Here is a 20,964-nt window from a genome sequence, read left to right as displayed (position 1 = left end):
ACTGATGCGATGGGGTGCCAGAAAGATATTGCAGAGAAGATACAAAAACAGGGAGGTGATTATTTATTCGCTGTAAAAGGAAATCAGGGGCGGCTTAATAAAGCCTTTGAGGAAAAATTTCCACTGAAAGAATTAAATAATCCAGAGCATGACAGTTACGCAATTAGTGAAAAGAGTCACGGCAGAGAAGAAATCCGTCTTCACATTGTTTGCGATGTCCCTGATGAACTTATTGATTTCACGTTTGAATGGAAAGGGCTGAAGAAATTATGCGTGTCAGTCTCCTTTCGGTCAATAATAGCAGAGCAAAAGAAAGAGCCCGAAATGATAGTCAGATATTATATCAGTTCTGCTGATTTAACTGCAGAGAAGTTCGCCACAGCGATCCGAAATCACTGGCACGTGGAGAATAAGCTGCACTGGCGTCTGGACGTGGTAATGAATGAAGACGACGGCAAAATAAGAAGAGGAAATGCAGCAGAATTATTTTCAGGGATACGGCACATCGCTATTAATATTTTGACGAATGATAAGGTATTCAAGGCAGGGTTAAGACGTAAGATGAGAAAAGCAGCCATGGACAGAAACTATCTGGCGTCAGTCCTTGCGGGGAGCGGGCTTTCGTAATCTTGCCCTGTCTTGGAGGATGGAAATAATGAAATTAGGGAGCAGAGTATTAATTGATTTTTACAAAGTAAAAACAATGGATGATTTTTACGATCAACTATCTGAAAAGTTAGGCTTTCCTGAATATTTTGGTAGAAACGGCGATGCCCTGATCGATTGCCTGTTTAGCTTACGCTATCCACAGGATGAAATGACATCTATACATGTAAATAGTGAGGAATATTTACTGTTAGAATTAAGAGGATTTTCTTCCGTTGAACAAAAAATAAGAGATACTTTGGTTACGAGTATTGAGTTTGTTAGTAAAAAATGTAAAGAGAAAGGGCAAGCTCCTTCTATTGTTTTATTATTAAATTAATCGGATAGCATTAATTAGAATCCGGGAAGGAATTAAATCTTCCCGGCTTTTATTTTTACGCTTCTTTCAATACACCGGATATCCCGACTTTCATTCCTTTAACTACCTGTTTAACCTGATAAAGTTCCTTCCGTAGCTCCTCTACTTCGTTGTGCTCCGCAATCAGGATCAGACATCAGGGAAAGATCACGTAACGCTGTTTTTTTGTACTAAATAATTCGCACTAAATGTTCAATAATTAAAATATTCCTTATTACCTAAAGCTATTTTTCATTGCTTATACATGATCAAATACTCCTTACATAATTTAAAAAATTGATGGAACATATTTCTATTATCCCCGATTACAGACAAGCCTGGAAAGTGGAACATAAATTATCTGATATTCTACTGTTGACTATTTGTGCCGTTATTTCTGGTGCAGAAGGTTGGGAAGATATAGAGGATTTCGGGGAAACACATCTCGATTTTTTGAAGCAATATGGTGAATTTGAAAATAGTATTCCTGTTCACGATACTATTGCCAGAGTTGTATCCTGTATCAGTCCTGCAAAATTTCATGAGTGCTTTATTAACTGGATGCGTGACTGCCATTCTTCAGATGATAAAGACATCATCGCAATTGATGGAAAAACGCTCCGGCACTCTTATGACAAGAGTCGGCGCAAGGGAGCGATTCATGTCATTAGTGCGTTCTCAACAATGCACAGTCTGGTCATCGGACAGATCAAGACGGATGAGAAATCCAATGAGATCACAGCTATCCATGGATTTCTTAACATGTTGGATATTAAAGGAAAAATTATCACAACTGATGCGATGGGGTGCCAGAAAGATATTGCAGAGAAGATACAAAAACAGGGAGGTGATTATTTATTCGCTGTAAAAGGAAATCAGGGGCGGCTAAATACAGCCTTTGAGGAAAAGGGAGCGTAATCTGACTTGTCTCCCAAAGCTTACAAAGCCCACCGGTTCCGCCCGCTTTCTTTCGCCCGGTACAGCGCAGCATCGGCATCTGCAACTATTTGTTCAGTCGTTTTGGCGGGAGCAGAACAGGTGATCCCCTGGCTAACCGTAACAAACGCACTTACAGAAGATGCCTGATGGGCAATCGCTGCCAGTTTAAGTTCTTGCTTAATTCTGGCTGCTATCTTTTCGGCTTCCTGCAAACAGGTATTAAAAAGAATAATGGCAAACTCTTCGCCACCATAACGAGCGACTATATCTTCGGGCTGGCGAATTGCGCGTTGCAGTACATCGGCAACTTGTATCAAACAACGATCGCCCGCCGGGTGTCCGTAAGTGTCGTTGTAGCGTTTAAAAAAATCGACATCCAGCATAATTAGGGCAAATGAGGCCTCTTGTTCTACTGCATCACCTAAAATACTATCCAGCGCCCGTCGGTTTGCCACTCCCGTTAAGGGATCGCGATGAGCCAATGCGTCGAGGCGATTAATTAGCAGGTTGTTGTATCTGTTTTGTTGCCATGCTTCTTCAAACCAACGTAATAAAATAAAACGTCCACCATAGAGAGCGAGAGAAAAAAGGCACCAGATAACAACGAAATGAATATTTAAATGATGATTGAGCATAAGACTGGCTAACGGAATGGTAAACCATAAGGGAATGATAAATGCGAGTAGTGATGGAGTATGAAAATACAATGCAACAATGGCGCTAAGCATTAATAATACACATAGCGGATAAGCAAAAGGTAGCGTCCAGTGTGCAATAAAATAAAAGCAACACCATGACCATAACAGGCTTAGAACGAACAATAACCGCTGAATATACAGTACGTTTTTGCGGGGGGTGACCAATAAAAGGCCACTGATCAGCAGAATGCCAAATGATGAAATATCGATAGTATGTACAAGGTTTTCCTCATTAAACCATGAAGTCATATCCTCATTGAATAAAATGCTTCGCAGCAAAATCATCGATGAAAAACCGATGTTAATCAAGGCAAACCACGGCAGGCTAATCGACATTCCACGAATAACCATATCCTGTCGTTTTTTCCACGAATAATGAGAGTGTTTTCTTTTATCAAAAATCATTTCTTATAACCAGAAAAGGGCAGGAAGCCTGCCCAATTTATGCTGAACTTATGGCGTCACAATATTGAACCAGAATTCAAAATTATCCATATAGCCTAACATTTCGTTGAGTTTCTCTGCATTGCCACTGATTTTGACTTCGCCTTTATCTATCGCTTCTTTCAATGTCTCTTCCTTCAGAACGATTTTATTCAAGACATCGCGGGAGAGAGTGATTGTCGCGTCAGCATCAGATGCTTGCGTACCTGCAGTGTGATTGAGCACACCATTTTCAAGCTCTACTTTATAAGTGCCGCCATCTTCACCGAAATCAAAATTCAATACAGCTTTAGCGTCTGCTGCTTTCTCGCCATTAATGTGCACCGCAAGATAATCAAAGAACATTTCCGGCGTCATTGCGCGTACAGTGTCAGGGCTGGCAGTATTTGGCGTTGGCAGTTTTTGCACGCCGTTACGTAATTCCTGTGCGCCAGTAAGATAGAAATTACGCCACGGCCCGGATTCTGCCTGGTAGCCTAACTGTTCAAGCGCATCGGCTTCCAGATTTCTCGCAGCCTGGTTATTTGGATCGGCAAATACCACCTTGCTGACAACCTGGGCAACCCAGCGGAAATTACCCTGGTCATAATCCTGTTTGGCTTTTTGTAAAATGGCATCAGCACCGCCCATATATTCGACAAATTTCTTCGCAGCGTCTTCTGGCGGCAATTCATCAAGCGTTGCCGGGTTACCATCAAACCAACCGAGATAAAGCACATAAGTTGCTTTCACATCATGACTCACCGAACCGTAATACCCGCGATTCGCCCAGGTGTTAGCAAGCGAGGAGGGTAATTTAAAGTTTGCGGCGATCTCATCGCGGGTCTGCCCCTGATTCGCCATGCGCAGCGTTTGATCGTTGATGTAACGATACAAATCGCGTTGGGTTTTTAGCAGTTTAACGACGTTGTCATTGCCCCAGGTTGGCCAGTGATGCTGAGCGAGAATTATCTCCGCTTTATCACCCCACAAATTGAGTGCCTCGTTGATGTATTTGGACCAGGGAAGAGGTTGACGAATTTTGGCACCACGCAGTGAATAGGTGTTGTGGAGGGTGTGCGTGACATCTTCTGCAGTTTCGATCAGTTTCTTTTCTTCGATAAACCACAACATTTCAGAAGGAGCTTCGGAACCGGGCGCCATCAGAAAATCGTAGGTCAACCCATCGATCGTCTCTTTTTGCCCGGTTTTGGTGATGTAGTTGGTAGGGGCAATCAATGTAACTGTTCCTGCTGACGTTGTTGTTCCCAGCCCGGCTCCAACCTGGCCTTTAGCATCAGGTTTCAATAAGTTGCCGTACATATAACTGGCTCTTCGGCTCATCACATTGCCAGCCATAATATTTTCTGAAACGGCCTCCTCTAAAAAACCGGCTGGTGCATAAATTTTTGTTTTACCTGATTTAACGTCAGCTTCATCAACCACGCCGCGAACGCCACCGTAGTGATCGACATGGCTGTGCGTGTAGATAACTGCCACTACCGGTTTTTGACCACGATTTTTGTAATAAAGATCCATACCCACTTTGGCTGTTTCTGCAGAAACCAGTGGGTCAACGACGGTAATACCTTCTTTACCTTCGATGATGGTCATATTTGATAAATCGAGATTGCGAATTTGATAGACGCCGTCGGTTACTTCAAATAAACCACTGATATTTATCAGTTGCGCCTGACGCCATAAACTTGGGTTAACCGTATCAGGTGCTTTATCGCCTTCTTTTATAAAAGTATATTGCTGTGGATTCCAGATGACGTTCCCTTGTTCACCCTTAATCACCTCCTGAGGTATGGGGGCAATGAATCCTTTATGAGCATCAGTGAAATCGGTGTTATCGGAAAAGGGTAATTGACTATAAAGCGCATTATTCGCTTGTTGGGTGGCTGAGGTAGCCTCTTTTGGTGCTTCCGCGGCAATGAGAGGAAGTGAACTAGTGGTGAATAATCCCATGACTAGCAGACTTTTAGCAATATGATTAAGCTGCATCGCAAGTGTCTCCAGAAAGACTTTATAAAAGAAAGGATATTCCGAGCGAAAATTCTTAGTGAGGGCAAGAATAACTATAATTGGCATTAATAAATCAGCAAGCTGGATGTCGTGAATTTTCTTAATATGATAAGAAATAAAGAATAGATTCTGTATATGACAAGACAGGTGTTTATTATTGTGGAAGCTAATAGTATATGTACGTTATTAAAATGGCGACGTAAATATCGCTATCTCTTTGCACATCATTTCGCATCAAAGAACACATGACGTTTTCGGCTTGTGCTAATTTTGCTGGCAGTCTTTAAAAAGGAGCATAACAATGCCACATATTGATATTAAGTGTTTTCCCCGTGAACTGGACGAGCAACAAAAAGCGGAACTGGCCGCGGAGATTACCGACGTCATTATTCGCCATCTGAACAGTAAAGAGAGTTCGATCAGCATCGCACTACAGCAGATCCAACCGGAAGCATGGCAAGCTGTCTGGGACAGCGAAATCGCGCCCCAGATGGCGACATTGATCAAAAAACCGGGTTACAGCATGTAGCGCGCTATTCTGCCGTGACGCGTTTACCGCTGGTAACGAAAGTGCCAGCGCCTAAATGGTGAAGGGTGTTGAGTTTATCATCATCAAATTGCCAGCGACCTTCGACAAATACCCGCGCGTCTGCCGCTGCCGACACAACTTCGCCAAATAGAGTATCGTATTTTTCTTGCGCAGAAGTCGCGGGCAGCAGGCGGCATTCCATCCACGCCAGACATTTCTCTTCGACCAACGGTAAACCCAGCACCGGACCTTTCACGACAGGAATGCCGTAACAGTTAAACTTATCTTCATCGCGCCCTGAAACGCTACCTACCGCCCAGGTCCAGTTAGTTGCCGCTACGCCGGGGATCACAATGCCAAACATGCCGCTACGTTCTATCAACTCCCGTGACCAGGTGGATTTATCCACCACAATTGCCACCCGCGGCGGCTCAAATTCTACAGGCATCGACCAGGCTGCGGCCATTACGTTTCGTAACTGGGACAGTTTATCGTGACTGGTAATCAAAATAGTCGGGCCGTGGTTTAACAGACGGCTGGCATGATGCAACTCGACGGGAATAAATCGGCTCACGGTATCGCCTCGCTATGAAGGGGGTTTTAAAAGCGTAGCTCGTAACGCAATAAGCAACGAAATTAACGGGATTGGCGATTTACGAACGTGATGGATGTCCACGAACGCACAAAATAGCCGGTGCTACGTCTAATCCAGGTTATAAGTTGATAAAACCACTTAGGGAAACGCCTGATGACGCCCATTCTGAATCACTATTTTGCCCGCATTAACTGGTCGGGAGCCGCTGCGGTCAACATCGACACGCTGCGCGCATTACACCTGAAACACAATTGCACCATTCCGTTTGAAAACCTCGACGTCTTGCTGCCGAGGGAAATGCAGTTGGATGATCAATCGCTGGAAGATAAGCTGGTCATCGCCCGTCGTGGTGGTTACTGCTTTGAGCAGAATGGCGTGTTTGAGCGGGTGTTACGCGAGTTAGGTTTCAACGTTCGTAGTCTGTTAGGACGCGTGGTGTTATCTAATCCACCATCGTTGCCGCCGCGCACGCACCGTTTGCTGTTGGTGGAGCTGGAAGATGAACGCTGGATTGCCGATGTCGGTTTTGGTGGGCAGACGTTAACCGCGCCGATTCGTTTAGTGCCTGACATCGTGCAAGCCACGCCGCACGGAGAGTATCGCCTGCGACAGGAAAATGACGACTGGATTTTGCAGTTTAATCATCATCAGCACTGGCAGTCGATGTACCGTTTTGATCTCTGTGAACAGCAGCAAAGCGATTATGTGATGGGCAACTTCTGGTCGGCGCACTGGCCGCAATCGCATTTTCGCCATCATTTGCTGATGTGCCGTCATTTGCCAGATGGCGGCAAGCTGACGTTGACCAATTTCCATTTTACCCGTTATGAAAATGGTCACGTAGCAGAGCAGCAGAATTTGCCAGATGTAGCGTCGTTATATGCCGTGATGCAGGAGCAGTTTGGTCTGGGCGTGGATGATGCAAAACATGGTTTCACTGAGGATGAGCTGGCGCAGGTGATGGCAGCATTTGATACGCATCCGGAGGCAGGTAAATAGTTTGTGTCAGAGTGCCGGATGCGGCGTAAACGTCTTATCCGGCCTACATTAGCCAACAGATTCAATAAATTATGATGCGGTTGTAGGCCTGATAAGCGAAGCACATCAGGCAATTTGTTTTTCTGCCATTTATGGCAACGGTTTTAAAGATCAATTGCCCACTCGGCATGAAATAAAATCACCGCCGTACCAGAAATAGTCACTTTCTCCGGCTGGTTATCGCGAATTGTCACCGTCACATCAATCACTCCATCACGACCCAATGCGCGCCCCTGATGGCCTTTAACACGCAATACATTGCCATCGTGGGGTAACACGTTGTGATGCACCAGCCATGCGCCCATCGGGCCGTTGGCATTGCCGGTAACCGGATCTTCCACAATGCCAATTGCAGGCGAGAACATGCGTCCATCGGTTTCATTTTTACCAGGGCGGATCTGGAAGGGGAAAAAACCATTACAGCCAATCTGTTTACTGATGGCAGTCAGCGCAGCAAGGTCTGGTGAAAGGGCATCGATATCCACTTCCGGCTTCAACGGGATCATCACTTTTGAGTGTCCGGTAGTCGCCACCTGGATCGGCAAACCGGGCAGAATGTCGTCTTCAGTGAGATGAAGCGCGTTGATAATCGCCGCACGTGTTTCGCCTTCCAGCGGTGGCTCAAAGCCAGGGGAACCTTGTTCCAGCGAAATACGATAATCATCGTTATGTTTTTCGATAGTCACGCGGTGCTTTCCCGCCAGTGACGTTTGCCAGACGGTGCAATTCCCCAAACCTGATACCTTCGAACGCACATAGTGCGCCGCCACGGTCGCGTGACCGCAAATCGGCACTTCAACCGTTGGCGTAAAGTAGCGAATGCGCACATCGCTGTCGTCGCTGTGCAGCAGAAAAGCGGTTTCAGAATGGCCTAATTCGCGGGCGATAAGCTGCATTTGCGCTTCGCTGAGATCATCGGCAGGGAAAACAACACCGGCAGAATTGCCGCGAAACGGTTGAGAGGTAAAAGCATCGACGTGGTAAACCTGCGGTTTCATTAACGTTCTCCTGTGGCTGGAGAACTAGCATAGCCTGCAAGTGGCCGGAGAGCGAAGGGCTAATCCGGCCAACGTGAGAATCAACGCCGCGAGCGCACAATCTGATACCGACGGGTAAAGTACTCAAACGGCGCACTCCACACATGCACCAGTCGGGTGAACGGGAAGAGCAGGAAGATGGTCATTCCTAACACCAGATGAACGCGGAAGATATAAGCCACACCATCAAGATGTGTCGATGCACCGCCCTGGAAAGTGACGATGCTTTGCGCCCAGCCCACCAGCTTCATCATTTCGCTGCCGTCCGGATGTTGTGCTGAAAAGGGAATGGTGGTTAACCCCAGAATGCACTGAATTAACAAAATGGCGAGGATCAGGATATCCGCACCAGAAGACGTCGCCCTGATACGCGGATTCGTTAAACGGCGTACCAGCAACCCCGCTCCGCCAATCAGTGTCAGCACACCGCAAATACCACCGAGGATCATCGCCATCTGCTGTTTTACCGCCACTGGCAGAAACCATGCGTACATCCAGTGTGGCGTTAGCATGCCAAACAAATGGCCGAAGAAGATCCCCAGAATGCCGATATGGAACAAGTTCGACCACAGCACCATTCCACGTTTATCCAACATCTGGCTGGAGGAGGCACGCCAGGTGTACTGTCCGTAATCGTAGCGCAGCCAGCTTCCGAGGATAAAAACCGTGCCACACAAGTACGGGTAGATATCGTAAAAAAAGACGTTCAGATACTGAATCATTTCCCACCTCCCGCACTGATGTCGACATACTGCGGTGCGACATCCTGGCTAAAGCGTCGCTGATATTGATTAAGCGGCGAGCTGTCACACGCCGTGGCGTTATCTTCAATAAACTTCACCTGTTCCTCTTCCCACACTGCATCCAGCGCCTGACGGGTGTCGTCGCGCTCCTCGCTGCGTATCTGTTTTGTGACACTGTCACTTGAAAGAGTACTTCCCGCCAGATGCAGCAGGGCGTCAAACAACGGATACCACGGTGCCTCGCGTTGTTTTAAGCGTCCGCCAAGCAGGGCGAGAATTGGCGCAACGTTGAGCAAACCTTCTTTAGCCTGGTCATCCGGCAGCACACTTAAATACTCCAGATACAGCGGCAGATAATCAGGCAGCTCGCGACAATTTAGTTGCAGGCCGACTTTTTCATACTCCGCCAGCAGATCTACCATTGCCTGACCGCGATCGCGGGACTCGGCATGAACATGTTCGAATAGCAGCAGCGAAGTGGTACGTCCACGGTCAAACACTTCACACCATTCAGCCTGTTTATCCAACAGCGGTGTATTGAGCAGGTCGCAGGTGAAATCGGTGAGCATCGGCGCGTTACGACGAATCAGCGCCAGTGCGTCGTCTTTGTTCTCCCATAGCAGCTCGTCCGGATACTCCATCAACAAGCCGATCACTTTGAGGATTTGCATTATTCCCCCTCCGCTTTATTGCGTACTTCGGTAATGTCGATGGCATCGATCCGGCTACTGTTGAACAGGTTGAATTTGGTATCAGAGCCGTGGCAACCGTCGCCAAAGGTAAAGCCACAGCCGTTACGCTCTCCAAACGCATCACCCGCCATTTCCCGATGACTGGTTGGGATGACAAACCGATCTTCATAGTTGGCGATAGCGAGATAGCGATACATATCTTCGACCTGGGCGACGCTCAAACCCACTTCGTCAATTGCGCGGGTATCAGTTACGCCTTCTACGGTTTGCGAACGCATATAGTGCCGCATCGCCATCATCCGTTTCAGTGCCCGTAGTACAGGGCCGGTATCACCCGCACTTAACATATTGGCGAGGTATTGCACCGGAATACGCAGGCTTTCGATGGCCGGCAGCACGCCTTCGCTTTTGGGCAGTCCGCCCGCGTCGGCGTAAGACTGAATGGGTGACAGCGGTGGCACATACCAGACCATCGGCAGGGTGCGATATTCAGGGTGCAGCGGCAGCGCCAGTTTCCAGTCCATTGCCATTTTGTAAACCGGCGAACGCTGGGCGGCGTCAATCACGTTGTGTGGGATACCTTGCTTCAGGGCTTCTTCGATCACCGAGGGATCGTGCGGATCGAGGAACACTTCGCACTGGCGCTCATAGAGATCAACTTCACGTTCCGTGCTCGCCGCTTCTTCGATGCGGTCGGCGTCGTAGAGCAGCACACCAAGATATCGAATGCGACCTACGCAGGTCTCGGAGCAGACCGTTGGCTGTCCGGACTCAATTCGCGGATAACAGAAGATGCATTTTTCTGACTTGCCGCTTTTCCAGTTAAAGTAGATTTTTTTGTACGGACAACCGCTGATGCATAAGCGCCAGCCACGACATTTGTCCTGGTCGATCAGCACAATGCCGTCTTCTTCGCGTTTATAGATAGCGCCGCTGGGGCAGGTCGCCACACAGCTTGGGTTAAGGCAGTGTTCGCACAAGCGCGGCAAATACATCATGAAGGTATTTTCAAACTGACCGTACATCTCCTTTTGCATGGCGTCGAAGTTGCGGTCGCGGGCGCGTTTTTCGAACTCTCCGCCCAGCAGTTCTTCCCAGTTTGGCCCCCAGATCACTTTGTCCATCCGTTTGCCGTCGATCAGCGAACGTGGACGCGCAGTGGGAATGTGTTTACCTTCCGGCGCGCTATGCAAATGTTCATAGTCGAAGGTAAAAGGTTCGTAGTAGTCGTCGATCTGCGGTATCACCGGATTGGCAAAGATTTTGGTTATCACGCCCATTTTGCTGCCCAGCCGCGGGCGGATCTTGCCATTGACATCGCGAACCCAGCCGCCTTGCCACTCTTCCTGATCTTCCCAGTTTTTCGGGTAACCAATGCCCGGTTTGGTTTCGACGTTATTAAACCACGCGTACTCCATACCTTCGCGTCCAGTCCAGACGTTTTTACAGGTCACCGAACAGGTGTGACAGCCGATACATTTATCGAGGTTAAGCACCATGCCGACTTGCGAACGTATTTTCATTTTTTCGCCTCCTGTACCTGATCGCGACCTTCATCATCCAGCCAGTTCACGTTCTTCATCTTGCGGATCATGATGAACTCGTCGCGGTTCGAGCCGACGGTGCCGTAGTAGTTAAAGCCCCAGGCCAGTTGCGCGTAACCGCCAATCATATGCGTCGGTTTCGGACAAACGCGGGTGACCGAGTTGTGAATACCGCCGCGCATTCCGGTCACTTCCGAGCCGGGGATATTCATAATCCGTTCCTGAGCGTGATACATCATGGTCATGCCCGGCGGTACACGCTGGCTGACTACCGCGCGGGCAGTCAGCGCACCGTTGGCGTTAAAGACCTCCACCCAGTCGTTATCAACAATAGTCAGTTCACGGGCATCGGTTTCGCTGATCCAGACAATCGGTCCACCGCGTGAGAGCGTCAGCATCAACAGGTTTTCACTATAAGTGGAGTGAATGCCCCATTTCTGATGCGGTGTCAGGAAGTTAAGGGCTTTTTCCGGAAAGCCGTTTGGTGGGATCTGGCGCATTTCGCTAACGCTACGGGTGTCGATAGGTGGGCGATAAGCCACCAGACTTTCGCCAAAGGCACGCATCCACGGGTGATCCTGATAGAGCTGCTGACGGCCAGACAACGTGCGCCACGGAATTAACTCGTGAACGTTGGTGTATCCCGCATTGTAGGAGACGTGATCGCTTTCCAGGCCAGACCAGGTCGGGCTGGAGATGATTTTACGCGGCTGCGCCTGAATATCGCGGAAGCGAATCTTTTCATCTTCTTTATGCCGCGCCAGATGAGTATGTTCGCGTCCGGTGATCTCACCCAGCGCCTGCCAGGCTTTTACCGCAACATGGCCGTTGGTTTCCGGTGCCAGCGCCAGAATCACTTCCGATGCATCAATGGCGGTATCAATCAGCGGACGCCCCTGAGCCGGGCCATCGCGTTTGGTGTAATTGAGTTTGCCGAGGAAATCGATTTCATCCTGGGTATTCCATGAAATACCTTTACCACCGTTGCCGAGTTTGTCCATCAACGGCCCCAGTGAGGTAAAGCGTTCGTAGGTAGCAGGGTAGTCGCGCTCCACCGCCACAATATTAGGCGCAGTCTTGCCGGGGATCAGATCGCATTCACCTTTGCGCCAGTCGAGCACTTCGCAAGGTTGGGATAGCTCTGCCGGAGAGTCGTGTAACAATGGCTGAAGTACCACGTCAGTTTCTTTGCCGAGATGGCCCACGCACACTTGCGAGAACGCTTTGGCGATACCCTTGTAGATTTCCCAGTCGCTGCGTGATTCCCAGGCGGGATCGACCGCTGCAGAAAGTGGATGAATAAACGGATGCATATCCGAGGTATTCATATCGTCTTTCTCATACCACGTGGCGGTAGGCAGGACGATATCGGAAAACAGGCAGGTGCTGGACATACGGAAATCGAGCGTTACCAGCAGGTCGAGCTTTCCCTCTATCGCGGCGGTTTGCCACTCTACTTCTTCCGGTTGAATTCCCTCCGTCGGCCCAAGTTCTTGCCCCTGAATGCCACTTTCCGTACCCAGCAGATATTTCTGCATATACTCGTGACCCTTGCCGGAGGAGCCAAGCAGGTTAGAGCGCCAGACAAACAGGTTACGCGGATGATTGCTGCCGTTGTCCGGCTGTTCGCAGGCCATGCGTAACTCACCTGACTTCAACGCCTGAGCGGTAAATTCGGTGGGTGATAATCCGGCCTTATCGGCTTCGGCTTTCAGCCCGAGCGGGTTACGCCCCAGTTGCGGCGCGGAAGGTAGCCAACCCATGCGCTCAGCGCGAACGTTGAAATCAATCAGATGACCGCTGTATTTACTGGCATCGGCCAGCGGTGAGAGCAGTTCCTGGGCGGTGACTTTTTCATAGCGCCATTGGCTGGAGTGATTGTAGAAAAACGAAGTGCTGTTCATCTGGCGCGGTGGCCGGTTCCAGTCCAGCGCAAATGCCAGCGGCAGCCAGCCGGTTTGCGGGCGCAGTTTTTCCTGACCAACGTAATGCGCCCAGCCGCCGCCGCTTTGCCCGACACAACCGCAGAAAATCAACATATTGATCATCCCACGGTAGTTCATATCCATGTGATACCAGTGGTTGACGCCAGCACCGAGGATAATCATCGAGCGCCCGTGGGTTTTATGGGCGGTATCGGCAAATTCACGGGCGATGGTTTCAATATACTGGCGCGGTACACCGGTAATTTGCTCACCCCAGGCCGGGGTGTAGGCTTTGATTTCATCGTAATCTTTCGCGCTGTTTTCGTCCTCCAGCCCGCGATCGAGGCCGTAGTTTGCCAGCACCAGATCATAAACGCTGACGACCGGACAGGTGTTGCCATCGGCTAATGTCAGGTTTTTAACAGGTAACTGACGCACCAGGACGGGTTCGTGTTTTACGCTGCGAAAATGCGGATTTTCAATGCCGCCAAAGTAGGGGAAAGCCACGCCAGCGACAGCGTCGTGTTGGCCGAGCAGGGTTAATGACAAATCGGTTTCTGCACCTGCGGCAATGGATTCCAGATTCCATTTGCCTTTTTCGCCCCAGCGAAAGCCAATCGAACCGTTGGGCACGACCAGTTCACCTGCGGTATTAAATGCCACAGTTTTCCACTGCGGGTTATTGCTTTCACCCAGTCCATCCACCAGATCGGACGCGCGAATCATTCGTCCGGGAACGTAGCTGCCATCGTCACGCGGTTCCAGCATCACCAGCATCGGCATATCGCTGTAGCGGCGGCAGTAGTTGATAAAGTAATCGCTGGGATTATCGAGATGAAACTCTTTTAAAATCACATGCCCCATCGCCATCGCCAGCGCGCTATCGGTGCCTTGCTTCGGAGCCAGCCACTGGTCGCACAGTTTCGCCACCTCCGAGTAGTCAGGAGTAATGGCGATAGTTTTGGTGCCTTTGTAGCGTACTTCAGTAAAGAAGTGGGCGTCTGGCGTGCGTGTCTGCGGTACGTTAGACCCCCAGGCGATGATATAGCTGGAGTTATACCAGTCGGCAGATTCAGGGACGTCGGTTTGCTCGCCCCAGGTCATCGGTGAGGCGGGTGGCAGGTCGCAATACCAGTCATAGAAACTTAAGCAGGTGCCGCCGAGTAGTGACAGATAGCGTGTTCCTGCGGCGTAAGAGACCATCGACATTGCCGGAATCGGAGAGAATCCGGCAACACGATCCGGCCCGTAAGTTTTGATAGTCCAGACGTTAGCAGCGGCAATCAGTTGATTCAGCTCCTGCCAGTTAGAGCGGATAAACCCGCCGCGTCCGCGCACCTGTTTGTAGCTTAAGCACTTTTGCGGGTCATGCATAATCGATTCCCACGCCAGCACCGGATCGCTGTGCTGTTTAAGTGCTTCGCGCCACAATTCGATTAACCGCTTACGAATTAGTGGGTATTTCAGGCGGTTGGCGCTGTAGAGATACCATGAGTAGCTTGCGCCGCGTGGGCAGCCGCGGGGTTCATGATTGGGCAGGTCAGGGCGGGTACGCGGGTAGTCGGTCTGCTGGATTTCCCACGTTACCAGGCCGTTTTTGACATAGATTTTCCAGCTACAGGAGCCAGTACAGTTAACGCCGTGGGTGGAGCGCACGATTTTGTCGAATTGCCAACGTTGTCGATAGCTGTCCTCCCAGTCGCGGTTGCTATGCATCACCTGTCCGTGGCCATCGGCAAAGGTTTCGCCCTTTTGTTTGAAGTAGCGAAAGCGATCCAAAAGTTTACTCATGACATGACTCCTGCTCCAGGAATGATTTGGGATCTGATGCCTTGTCGGATGCGGCGTAAACGTCTTATCCGACCCCGACCTACGGGTGCGACACGGTTGTAGGACTGATAAGACGCATCAGCGTCGCATCAGGCATCGATCTCTTATTTTTGGCTAAACTGCCGCCGACCATAGACCAGCCAGGTCAGCAGCACACAGATGATGTAAAAGATTAAAAACACTTTCATCGCGCCAACCGGCGAGCCGGTCATATTCAGCGACATGCCAAACGCCTGTGGAATAAAAAAGCCGCCAACTGCACCAATTGCCGAGATAAAGCCAAGTGCGGCGGCGGTTTCGGTGATTGCTTCTCGCTGTGCTTCTTCATCGCTACCGCCTTTCATCTTCACCCGATAAATGGTTATCTGGCGGAAGATGACGGCAATCATCTGGAAAGTAGAGCCACTTCCCAGACCCGCCGTCAGGAACAACCCCATAAATACGGCGTAAAACGCAATGAAATTACCTGAACCCGTGCCGGGTAACGTCAGAAACAGCAACGCACTGAACAGAGCCATAAAAATAAAGTTGATAAGCGTAACGCGAACGCCGCCGAACTTATCGGAGATAGCGCCGCCAACCGATCGCGCAATGGCACCGATAAACGGGCCAAAAAACGCCAGTTGCAGAATATTCACATCCGGGAACTGCGTTTTTGCCAGCATGGCAAAACCCGCGGAAAAGCCGATGAACGAGCCAAAAGTGGCGAGGTAGAGCAGACTCAACAGCCAGAGATGCAGGCGTTGTAACACAGGTAACTGGTCGGCAATTGATGCACGTGAACTGGCAATATCATTCATCCCTGACCAGGCAGCAATGGTGGCAATGACCAACAATGGCACCCAAATCCAGGCAGCATTAGCCAGTGACATCACAGAGCCATCGGCCTGCGGTACGCCATTAACACCAAGAAAGGCAAATACCGGAACAAAAATCACCAGCGGCGCAACCAGTTGCATCACGCTGACGCCTAAATTACCCAGTCCGCCATTAATGCCAAGTGCGCTACCTTGTTTGGCTTTCGGGAAGAAAAAACTGATATTTCCCATACTTGAAGCAAAGTTTGCGCCCGCAAAACCGCACAGCAGAGCAATTACAATAAATACACCGAAGGGAGTAGCTGTATTTTGCACGGCAAAACCGAGCCAGATGCAGGGAATAATCAGGATAGCGGTACTAAAAACGGTCCAGCGACGTCCACCAAATATTGGCACCATAAAGGAGTAGGGAACACGTAATAATGCGCCCGAAACGGAGGGTAATGCTGTTAATAAAAAAAGTTGATCGGTAGTAAAATTAAAGCCGATTTTGTTGAGATTAACGGCGACAGCGCTAAATAACATCCAGACACAGAACGCAAGAAGTAAACAACTGACTGATATCCAGAGATTTCTTCGTGCTATATGCTTTCCTTTATTTTCCCAGAATGCCGGATTTTCTGGCTTCCAGTCGCGCAAAAGATAACGATTGTTTTTCTCATTTTGCAGTGCCATATTCTTCCTCGCATGCACACATTGTTAATGAAAAAAAGAAAAGACAGGACGTTGGGCGCAACCGCCCGTTTTTAGAATTAAGGATGAATAGAGTGAAGTGCTGAATGAAAGAATAGATAAGAAAGCACAGCCTCGCGGTGAGAAAGCGGATTATCTGAAGGCTTATGTGTTACTGAATGTAACAAAAATATATCATTGCCTTCACTAATTTTTAAATCCGCATATCCCTGAACGTGTTTTGTTGCTGTATAAAGCGTTGGCCTCATCTTGTCATCTTTATTTATCGGTGACGTGTCGCCAGCCAGCAGAGCAGAGAACCGCCACAGACCATCAGTGCGCCTTGCCAGAATGAGAGCGACAGCGGTGCGCTGAGCAGCACGGCAGCAAGCGCTGACGAAAGTACGGGGGTAAAATAAGACCCTACTGCCATAATAGTGACATTGCCATGTAAAATACCGACATTCCAGGCGGCATAAGCAAATCCTAAAGTAAAAGCCGCAGAAATGAGTTTGACGATGACAGGGGTGCTAAAAACCATCTCTGGTTGTGGCGACAGAAAATAGTAAACCCATAGGCTTGCACCCGTCAGAAGAACGAAAACGGTAATGCCGTTAAATCCACGGGCATATTTATTGGTTACCGTGCAATAAGCCGCCCAGATAAAGGCACCAATAAACGCCAGAAAATAACTTAATGGGCTGGTAGTGATATTATTGATTATTTCATTATATTTCAGGCCATTCTCACCGCCCAGCACCCAACAAACACCCATCAACGCGAAAAGCAATCCTGGAATAATCAGCCAATTTGTTTTTTGTCCGTTAAAAAGAATGGCAAAAAGAATCGTCAGGCTGGGCCATAGATAGTTCACCATACCGACTTCAATGGCCTGATGGCGGGTGGCCGCGTATCCCAAAGAAAGCGCGAGGCAAATTTCATAGCTGACAAACAATACGCTGCCAGCAAGTAAATAGCCTTTCGGGATCTGCCGAAGACGTGGGAATCCAACAGTGAATATTAATAGTAGTCCGCTTAATGAATAGATCGCCGCCGCTCCTCCTACCGGACCGAGCCCCTCACTGACCCCACGAATCAACCCAACCATCGTGCTCCACAAGATGATCGCAATCAGGCCAATGAGTGTTGCTTTTTGTTTTGTCATATTTGCTCTTTTTTCTCTCTTGCCATTAAAAATCGCGCTGAAATTTATAGCATTTTTTTAACCTGCCTGTCAGGACGTGGTGACTTTTTCTACCGCTATTGAGGTAGGTCAATTTGTAAAGGCGAACTATTTTGTGGCAAACAGGCGTTCTTTTTGATTTGGCGCAAAAAGATTCGGAATTTTACTGTTAGTTTCCTCGCGCAGTTACACCCGTGTAAAAAGAGGAAAGCAATGGACGTCAGTCGCAGACAATTTTTTAAAATCTGCGCGGGCGGTATGGCTGGAACAACAGTAGCAGCATTGGGCTTTGCCCCGAAGCAAGCACTGGCTCAGGCGCGAAACTATAAATTATTACGCGCAAAAGAGATCCGTAACACCTGCACATACTGTTCCGTAGGTTGCGGGCTATTGATGTATAGCCTGGGTGATGGAGCTAAAAACGCCAGAGAAGCGATTTATCACATTGAGGGTGATCCGGATCATCCGGTAAGCCGCGGTGCGCTGTGCCCGAAAGGGGCCGGTTTGCTGGACTACGTGAACAGTGAAAACCGTCTGCGTTACCCGGAATATCGCGCTCCAGGTTCAGATAAATGGCAGCGTATTAGCTGGGATGAAGCATTTTCCCGTATTGCGAAGCTGATGAAAGCTGACCGTGATGCCAACTTTATTGAGAAGAACGAGCAGGGCGTAACGGTTAACCGTTGGCTTTCTACCGGTATGCTGTGTGCTTCCGGTGCCAGCAACGAAACCGGGATGCTGACCCAAAAATTTGCTCGCTCCCTCGGGATGCTGGCGGTAGACAACCAGGCACGCGTCTGACACGGACCAACGGTAGCAAGTCTTGCTCCAACATTTGGTCGCGGTGCGATGACCAACCACTGGGTGGATATCAAAAACGCTAACGTCGTGATGGTGATGGGCGGTAACGCTGCTGAAGCGCATCCCGTCGGTTTCCGCTGGGCGATGGAAGCGAAAAACAACAACGATGCAACCTTGATCGTTGTCGATCCCCGTTTTACGCGTACCGCTTCTGTCGCGGATATCTACGCGCCTATTCGTTCCGGTACGGACATTACGTTCCTGTCTGGCGTTTTGCGCTACCTGATCGAAAACAACAAAATCAACGCTGAATACGTTAAGCATTACACCAACGCCAGCCTGCTGGTGCGTGATGATTTTGCTTTCGAAGACGGCCTGTTCAGCGGCTATGACGCTGAAAAACGCCAGTACGATAAGTCGTCCTGGAACTATCAGTTCGATGAAAATGGCTATGCGAAACGCGATGATACGCTGACTCATCCGCGCTGCGTGTGGAACCTGCTGAAAGAGCACGTTTCCCGCTACACGCCGGATGTTGTAGAAAACATCTGTGGTACGCCAAAAGCCGACTTCCTGAAAGTGTGTGAAGTGCTGGCCTCCACCAGCGCGCCGGATCGCACAACCACCTTCCTGTACGCCCTGGGCTGGACGCAGCACACTGTCGGTGCGCAGAACATTCGTACTATGGCGATGATCCAGTTGCTGCTCGGCAACATGGGTATGGCTGGTGGTGGCGTGAACGCGCTGCGCGGCCACTCCAACATTCAGGGTCTGACCGACTTAGGTCTGCTCTCTACCAGCTTACCGGGTTATCTGACGCTGCCGTCAGAAAAACAGGTTGATCTGCAGTCGTATCTGGAAGCGAATACGCCGAAAGCGACGCTGGCTGATCAGGTGAACTACTGGAGCAATTATCCGAAGTTCTTCGTTAGCCTGATGAAATCTTTCTACGGCGATGCCGCACAGAAAGAAAACAACTGGGGTTACGACTGGCTGCCGAAGTGGGATCAGACCTACGACGTCATCAAGTATTTCAACATGATGGACGAAGGCAAGGTCAGCGGTTATTTCTGCCAGGGCTTTAACCCGGTTGCGTCCTTCCCGGACAAAAACAAAGTAGTTAGCTGCCTGAGTAAGCTGAAATACATGGTGGTTATCGATCCGCTGGTGACTGAAACCTCCACCTTCTGGCAGAACCACGGCGAGTCGAACGATGTCGATCCGGCGTCTATCCAGACCGAGGTATTCCGTCTGCCTTCGACCTGCTTTGCTGAAGAAGATGGCTCTATCGCCAACTCCGGTCGCTGGTTGCAGTGGCACTGGAAAGGTCAGGACGCTCCGGGCGAAGCGCGTAACGACGGTGAAATTCTGGCGGGTATCTACCACCATCTGCGCGAGCTGTATAAAGCCGAAGGTGGTAAAGGCGTAGAACCGCTGATGAAGATGAGCTGGAACTACAAGCAGCCGCACGAGCCGCAATCTGACGAAGTGGCAAAAGAGAACAACGGCTATGCGCTGGAAGATCTCTATGATGCCAATGGCGTGCTGATTGCGAAGAAAGGTCAGTTGCTGAGCAGCTTTGCGCATCTGCGTGATGACGGTACGACTGCATCTTCTTGCTGGATCTACACCGGTAGCTGGACCGAGCAGGGCAACCAGATGGCCAACCGCGATAACTCCGACCCGTCAGGTCTGGGGAATACGCTGGGATGGGCATGGGCGTGGCCGCTCAACCGTCGCGTGCTGTACAACCGTGCTTCAGCGGATATCAACGGTAAACCGTGGGATCCGAAACGGATGCTGATCCAGTGGAACGGCAGCAAGTGGACGGGCAATGATATTCCGGACTTCGGCAATGCCGCACCGGGTACGCCAACCGGGCCGTTTATCATGCAGCCGGAAGGGATGGGACGCTTGTTTGCCATCAACAAAATGGCAGAAGGTCCATTCCCGGAACACTACGAGCCGATTGAAACGCCGCTGGGTACGAACCCGCTGCATCCAAACGTGGTGTCTAACCCGGTCGTGCGTCTGTATGAACAAGATGCGCTGCGGATGGGTAAAAAAGAGCAGTTCCCTTACGTGGGTACGACCTACCGTCTGACCGAGCACTTCCACACCTGGACCAAGCACGCATTGCTCAACGCAATCGCCCAGCCGGAACAGTTTGTGGAAATCAGCGAAACGCTGGCGGCGGCGAAAGGCATTGCCAATGGCGATCGTGTCACTGTCTCCAGTAAGCGTGGCTTTATCCGCGCGGTGGCCGTGGTAACGCGCCGTCTGAAGCCGCTGAACGTTAACGGTCAACAGGTAGAAACGGTGGGTATTCCAATCCACTGGGGCTTTGAGGGTGTCGCGCGTAAAGGCTATATCGCTAACACTCTGACGCCGAATGTCGGTGATGCAAACTCGCAAACGCCGGAATATAAAGCGTTCTTAGTCAACATCGAGAAGGCGTAAGGGGGC

Annotated in this window: 14 protein-coding genes and 3 pseudogenes; 6 read left to right on the top strand and 11 right to left on the bottom strand. The window is 49.8% G+C overall.

The genetic code is table 11. From position 1 onward, the window contains the following. Together A31E_RS14835 and A31E_RS14840 are read left to right on the top strand one after the other, a co-directional pair. Nucleotides 1-627: pseudogene (locus A31E_RS14835) on the top strand (ISAs1-like element ISEc1 family transposase); the annotation flags it as partial. A 28-nt stretch (nt 628-655) separates the two neighbouring features. After that, complete coding sequence (locus tag A31E_RS14840) at nt 656-985, top strand: barstar family protein (protein WP_016248705.1); 330 nt, start codon at nt 656-658, stop codon at nt 983-985. A gap of 55 nt (nt 986-1,040) precedes the next feature. Here A31E_RS14840 and A31E_RS26410 read toward each other — a convergent pair. Continuing rightward, nucleotides 1,041-1,160: pseudogene (locus A31E_RS26410) on the bottom strand (toxin SymE, type I toxin-antitoxin system family protein); the annotation flags it as partial. A gap of 143 nt (nt 1,161-1,303) precedes the next feature. Here A31E_RS26410 and A31E_RS14845 point away from each other — a divergent pair. Beyond that, nucleotides 1,304-1,912: pseudogene (locus A31E_RS14845) on the top strand (ISAs1 family transposase); the annotation flags it as partial. 29 nt (nt 1,913-1,941) lie between these two features. Here A31E_RS14845 and A31E_RS14850 read toward each other — a convergent pair. Together A31E_RS14850 and A31E_RS14855 are read right to left on the bottom strand one after the other, a co-directional pair. Then, a complete protein-coding gene (locus tag A31E_RS14850) occupies nt 1,942-2,991 on the bottom strand; it encodes a sensor domain-containing diguanylate cyclase (RefSeq protein WP_016248703.1) in 1,050 nt (349 codons plus the stop codon). A gap of 102 nt (nt 2,992-3,093) precedes the next feature. Continuing rightward, complete coding sequence (locus tag A31E_RS14855) at nt 3,094-5,070, bottom strand: alkyl/aryl-sulfatase (RefSeq protein ID WP_001176571.1); 1,977 nt, start codon at nt 5,068-5,070, stop codon at nt 3,094-3,096. A 322-nt stretch (nt 5,071-5,392) separates the two neighbouring features. Between A31E_RS14855 and pptA the strand changes: the two genes are divergently transcribed. Further along, nucleotides 5,393-5,620 carry a tautomerase PptA gene (gene pptA / locus A31E_RS14860; RefSeq protein WP_001120151.1) on the top strand — a complete coding sequence of 76 codons (228 nt, stop codon included), beginning with the start codon at nt 5,393-5,395 and terminating at the stop codon, nt 5,618-5,620. Between the two features lie 4 nt (nt 5,621-5,624). Here pptA and A31E_RS14865 read toward each other — a convergent pair whose 3' ends face one another. Then, the gene (locus A31E_RS14865) at nt 5,625-6,194 is read right to left on the bottom strand and encodes a flavin reductase family protein (RefSeq protein WP_016248702.1); all 570 of its coding nucleotides are present in this window, start codon (nt 6,192-6,194) and stop codon (nt 5,625-5,627) included. A gap of 174 nt (nt 6,195-6,368) precedes the next feature. Here A31E_RS14865 and nhoA point away from each other — a divergent pair, with 174 nt between their 5' ends. Next, nucleotides 6,369-7,214: an N-hydroxyarylamine O-acetyltransferase gene (gene nhoA, locus A31E_RS14870; RefSeq protein WP_000187926.1), complete on the top strand. Its 846-nt coding sequence runs from the start codon at nt 6,369-6,371 to the stop codon at nt 7,212-7,214. Nucleotides 7,215-7,357: 143 nt separating this feature from the next. Here the strand turns inward: nhoA and A31E_RS14875 are convergent, their stop codons facing one another. The 7 genes from A31E_RS14875 to yddG all read right to left on the bottom strand — a co-directional run bounded on the left by A31E_RS14875 (nt 7,358) and on the right by yddG (nt 17,679). Then, complete coding sequence (locus tag A31E_RS14875) at nt 7,358-8,251, bottom strand: PhzF family isomerase (protein WP_000804361.1); 894 nt, start codon at nt 8,249-8,251, stop codon at nt 7,358-7,360. Between the two features lie 80 nt (nt 8,252-8,331). Then, nucleotides 8,332-9,012, bottom strand: a complete 681-nt coding sequence (gene narI / locus A31E_RS14880; RefSeq protein WP_000617141.1) for a respiratory nitrate reductase subunit gamma — start codon at nt 9,010-9,012, stop codon at nt 8,332-8,334. After that, nucleotides 9,009-9,704: a nitrate reductase molybdenum cofactor assembly chaperone gene (gene narW, locus A31E_RS14885; protein WP_001516391.1), complete on the bottom strand. Its 696-nt coding sequence runs from the start codon at nt 9,702-9,704 to the stop codon at nt 9,009-9,011. Before narW ends, narI begins: the two co-directional genes overlap by 4 nt. Further along, nucleotides 9,704-11,248 (bottom strand): nitrate reductase subunit beta, encoded by a 1,545-nt coding sequence (gene narH, locus A31E_RS14890; protein ID WP_000702537.1) that lies wholly within the window; start codon nt 11,246-11,248, stop codon nt 9,704-9,706. Before narH ends, narW begins: the two co-directional genes overlap by 1 nt. Continuing rightward, on the bottom strand, nt 11,245-14,985 hold the full coding sequence (gene narZ, locus A31E_RS14895; protein WP_016248701.1) for a nitrate reductase Z subunit alpha: 3,741 nt from the start codon (nt 14,983-14,985) through the stop codon (nt 11,245-11,247). Before narZ ends, narH begins: the two co-directional genes overlap by 4 nt. Before the next feature lie 143 nt (nt 14,986-15,128). Beyond that, nucleotides 15,129-16,517: a nitrate/nitrite transporter NarU gene (narU, locus tag A31E_RS14900; RefSeq protein ID WP_001207879.1), complete on the bottom strand. Its 1,389-nt coding sequence runs from the start codon at nt 16,515-16,517 to the stop codon at nt 15,129-15,131. Between the two features lie 280 nt (nt 16,518-16,797). Next, a complete protein-coding gene (yddG, locus tag A31E_RS14905) occupies nt 16,798-17,679 on the bottom strand; it encodes an aromatic amino acid efflux DMT transporter YddG (protein ID WP_000166096.1) in 882 nt (293 codons plus the stop codon). Nucleotides 17,680-17,910: 231 nt separating this feature from the next. Between yddG and fdnG the strand changes: the two genes are divergently transcribed. Then, nucleotides 17,911-20,958: a formate dehydrogenase-N subunit alpha gene (fdnG, locus tag A31E_RS14915; RefSeq protein WP_077633351.1), complete on the top strand. Its 3,048-nt coding sequence runs from the start codon at nt 17,911-17,913 to the stop codon at nt 20,956-20,958. The last annotated feature ends 6 nt before the right edge of the window (nt 20,959-20,964 follow it).

It is taken from the genome of Escherichia sp. KTE159 (assembly GCF_000408805.1).
Classification (GTDB): Bacteria; Pseudomonadota; Gammaproteobacteria; order Enterobacterales; family Enterobacteriaceae; genus Escherichia; species Escherichia marmotae.
The sequence above is the reverse complement of the archived record's forward strand: the minus strand, read 5'-3'. Positions and strand labels throughout refer to the sequence as shown.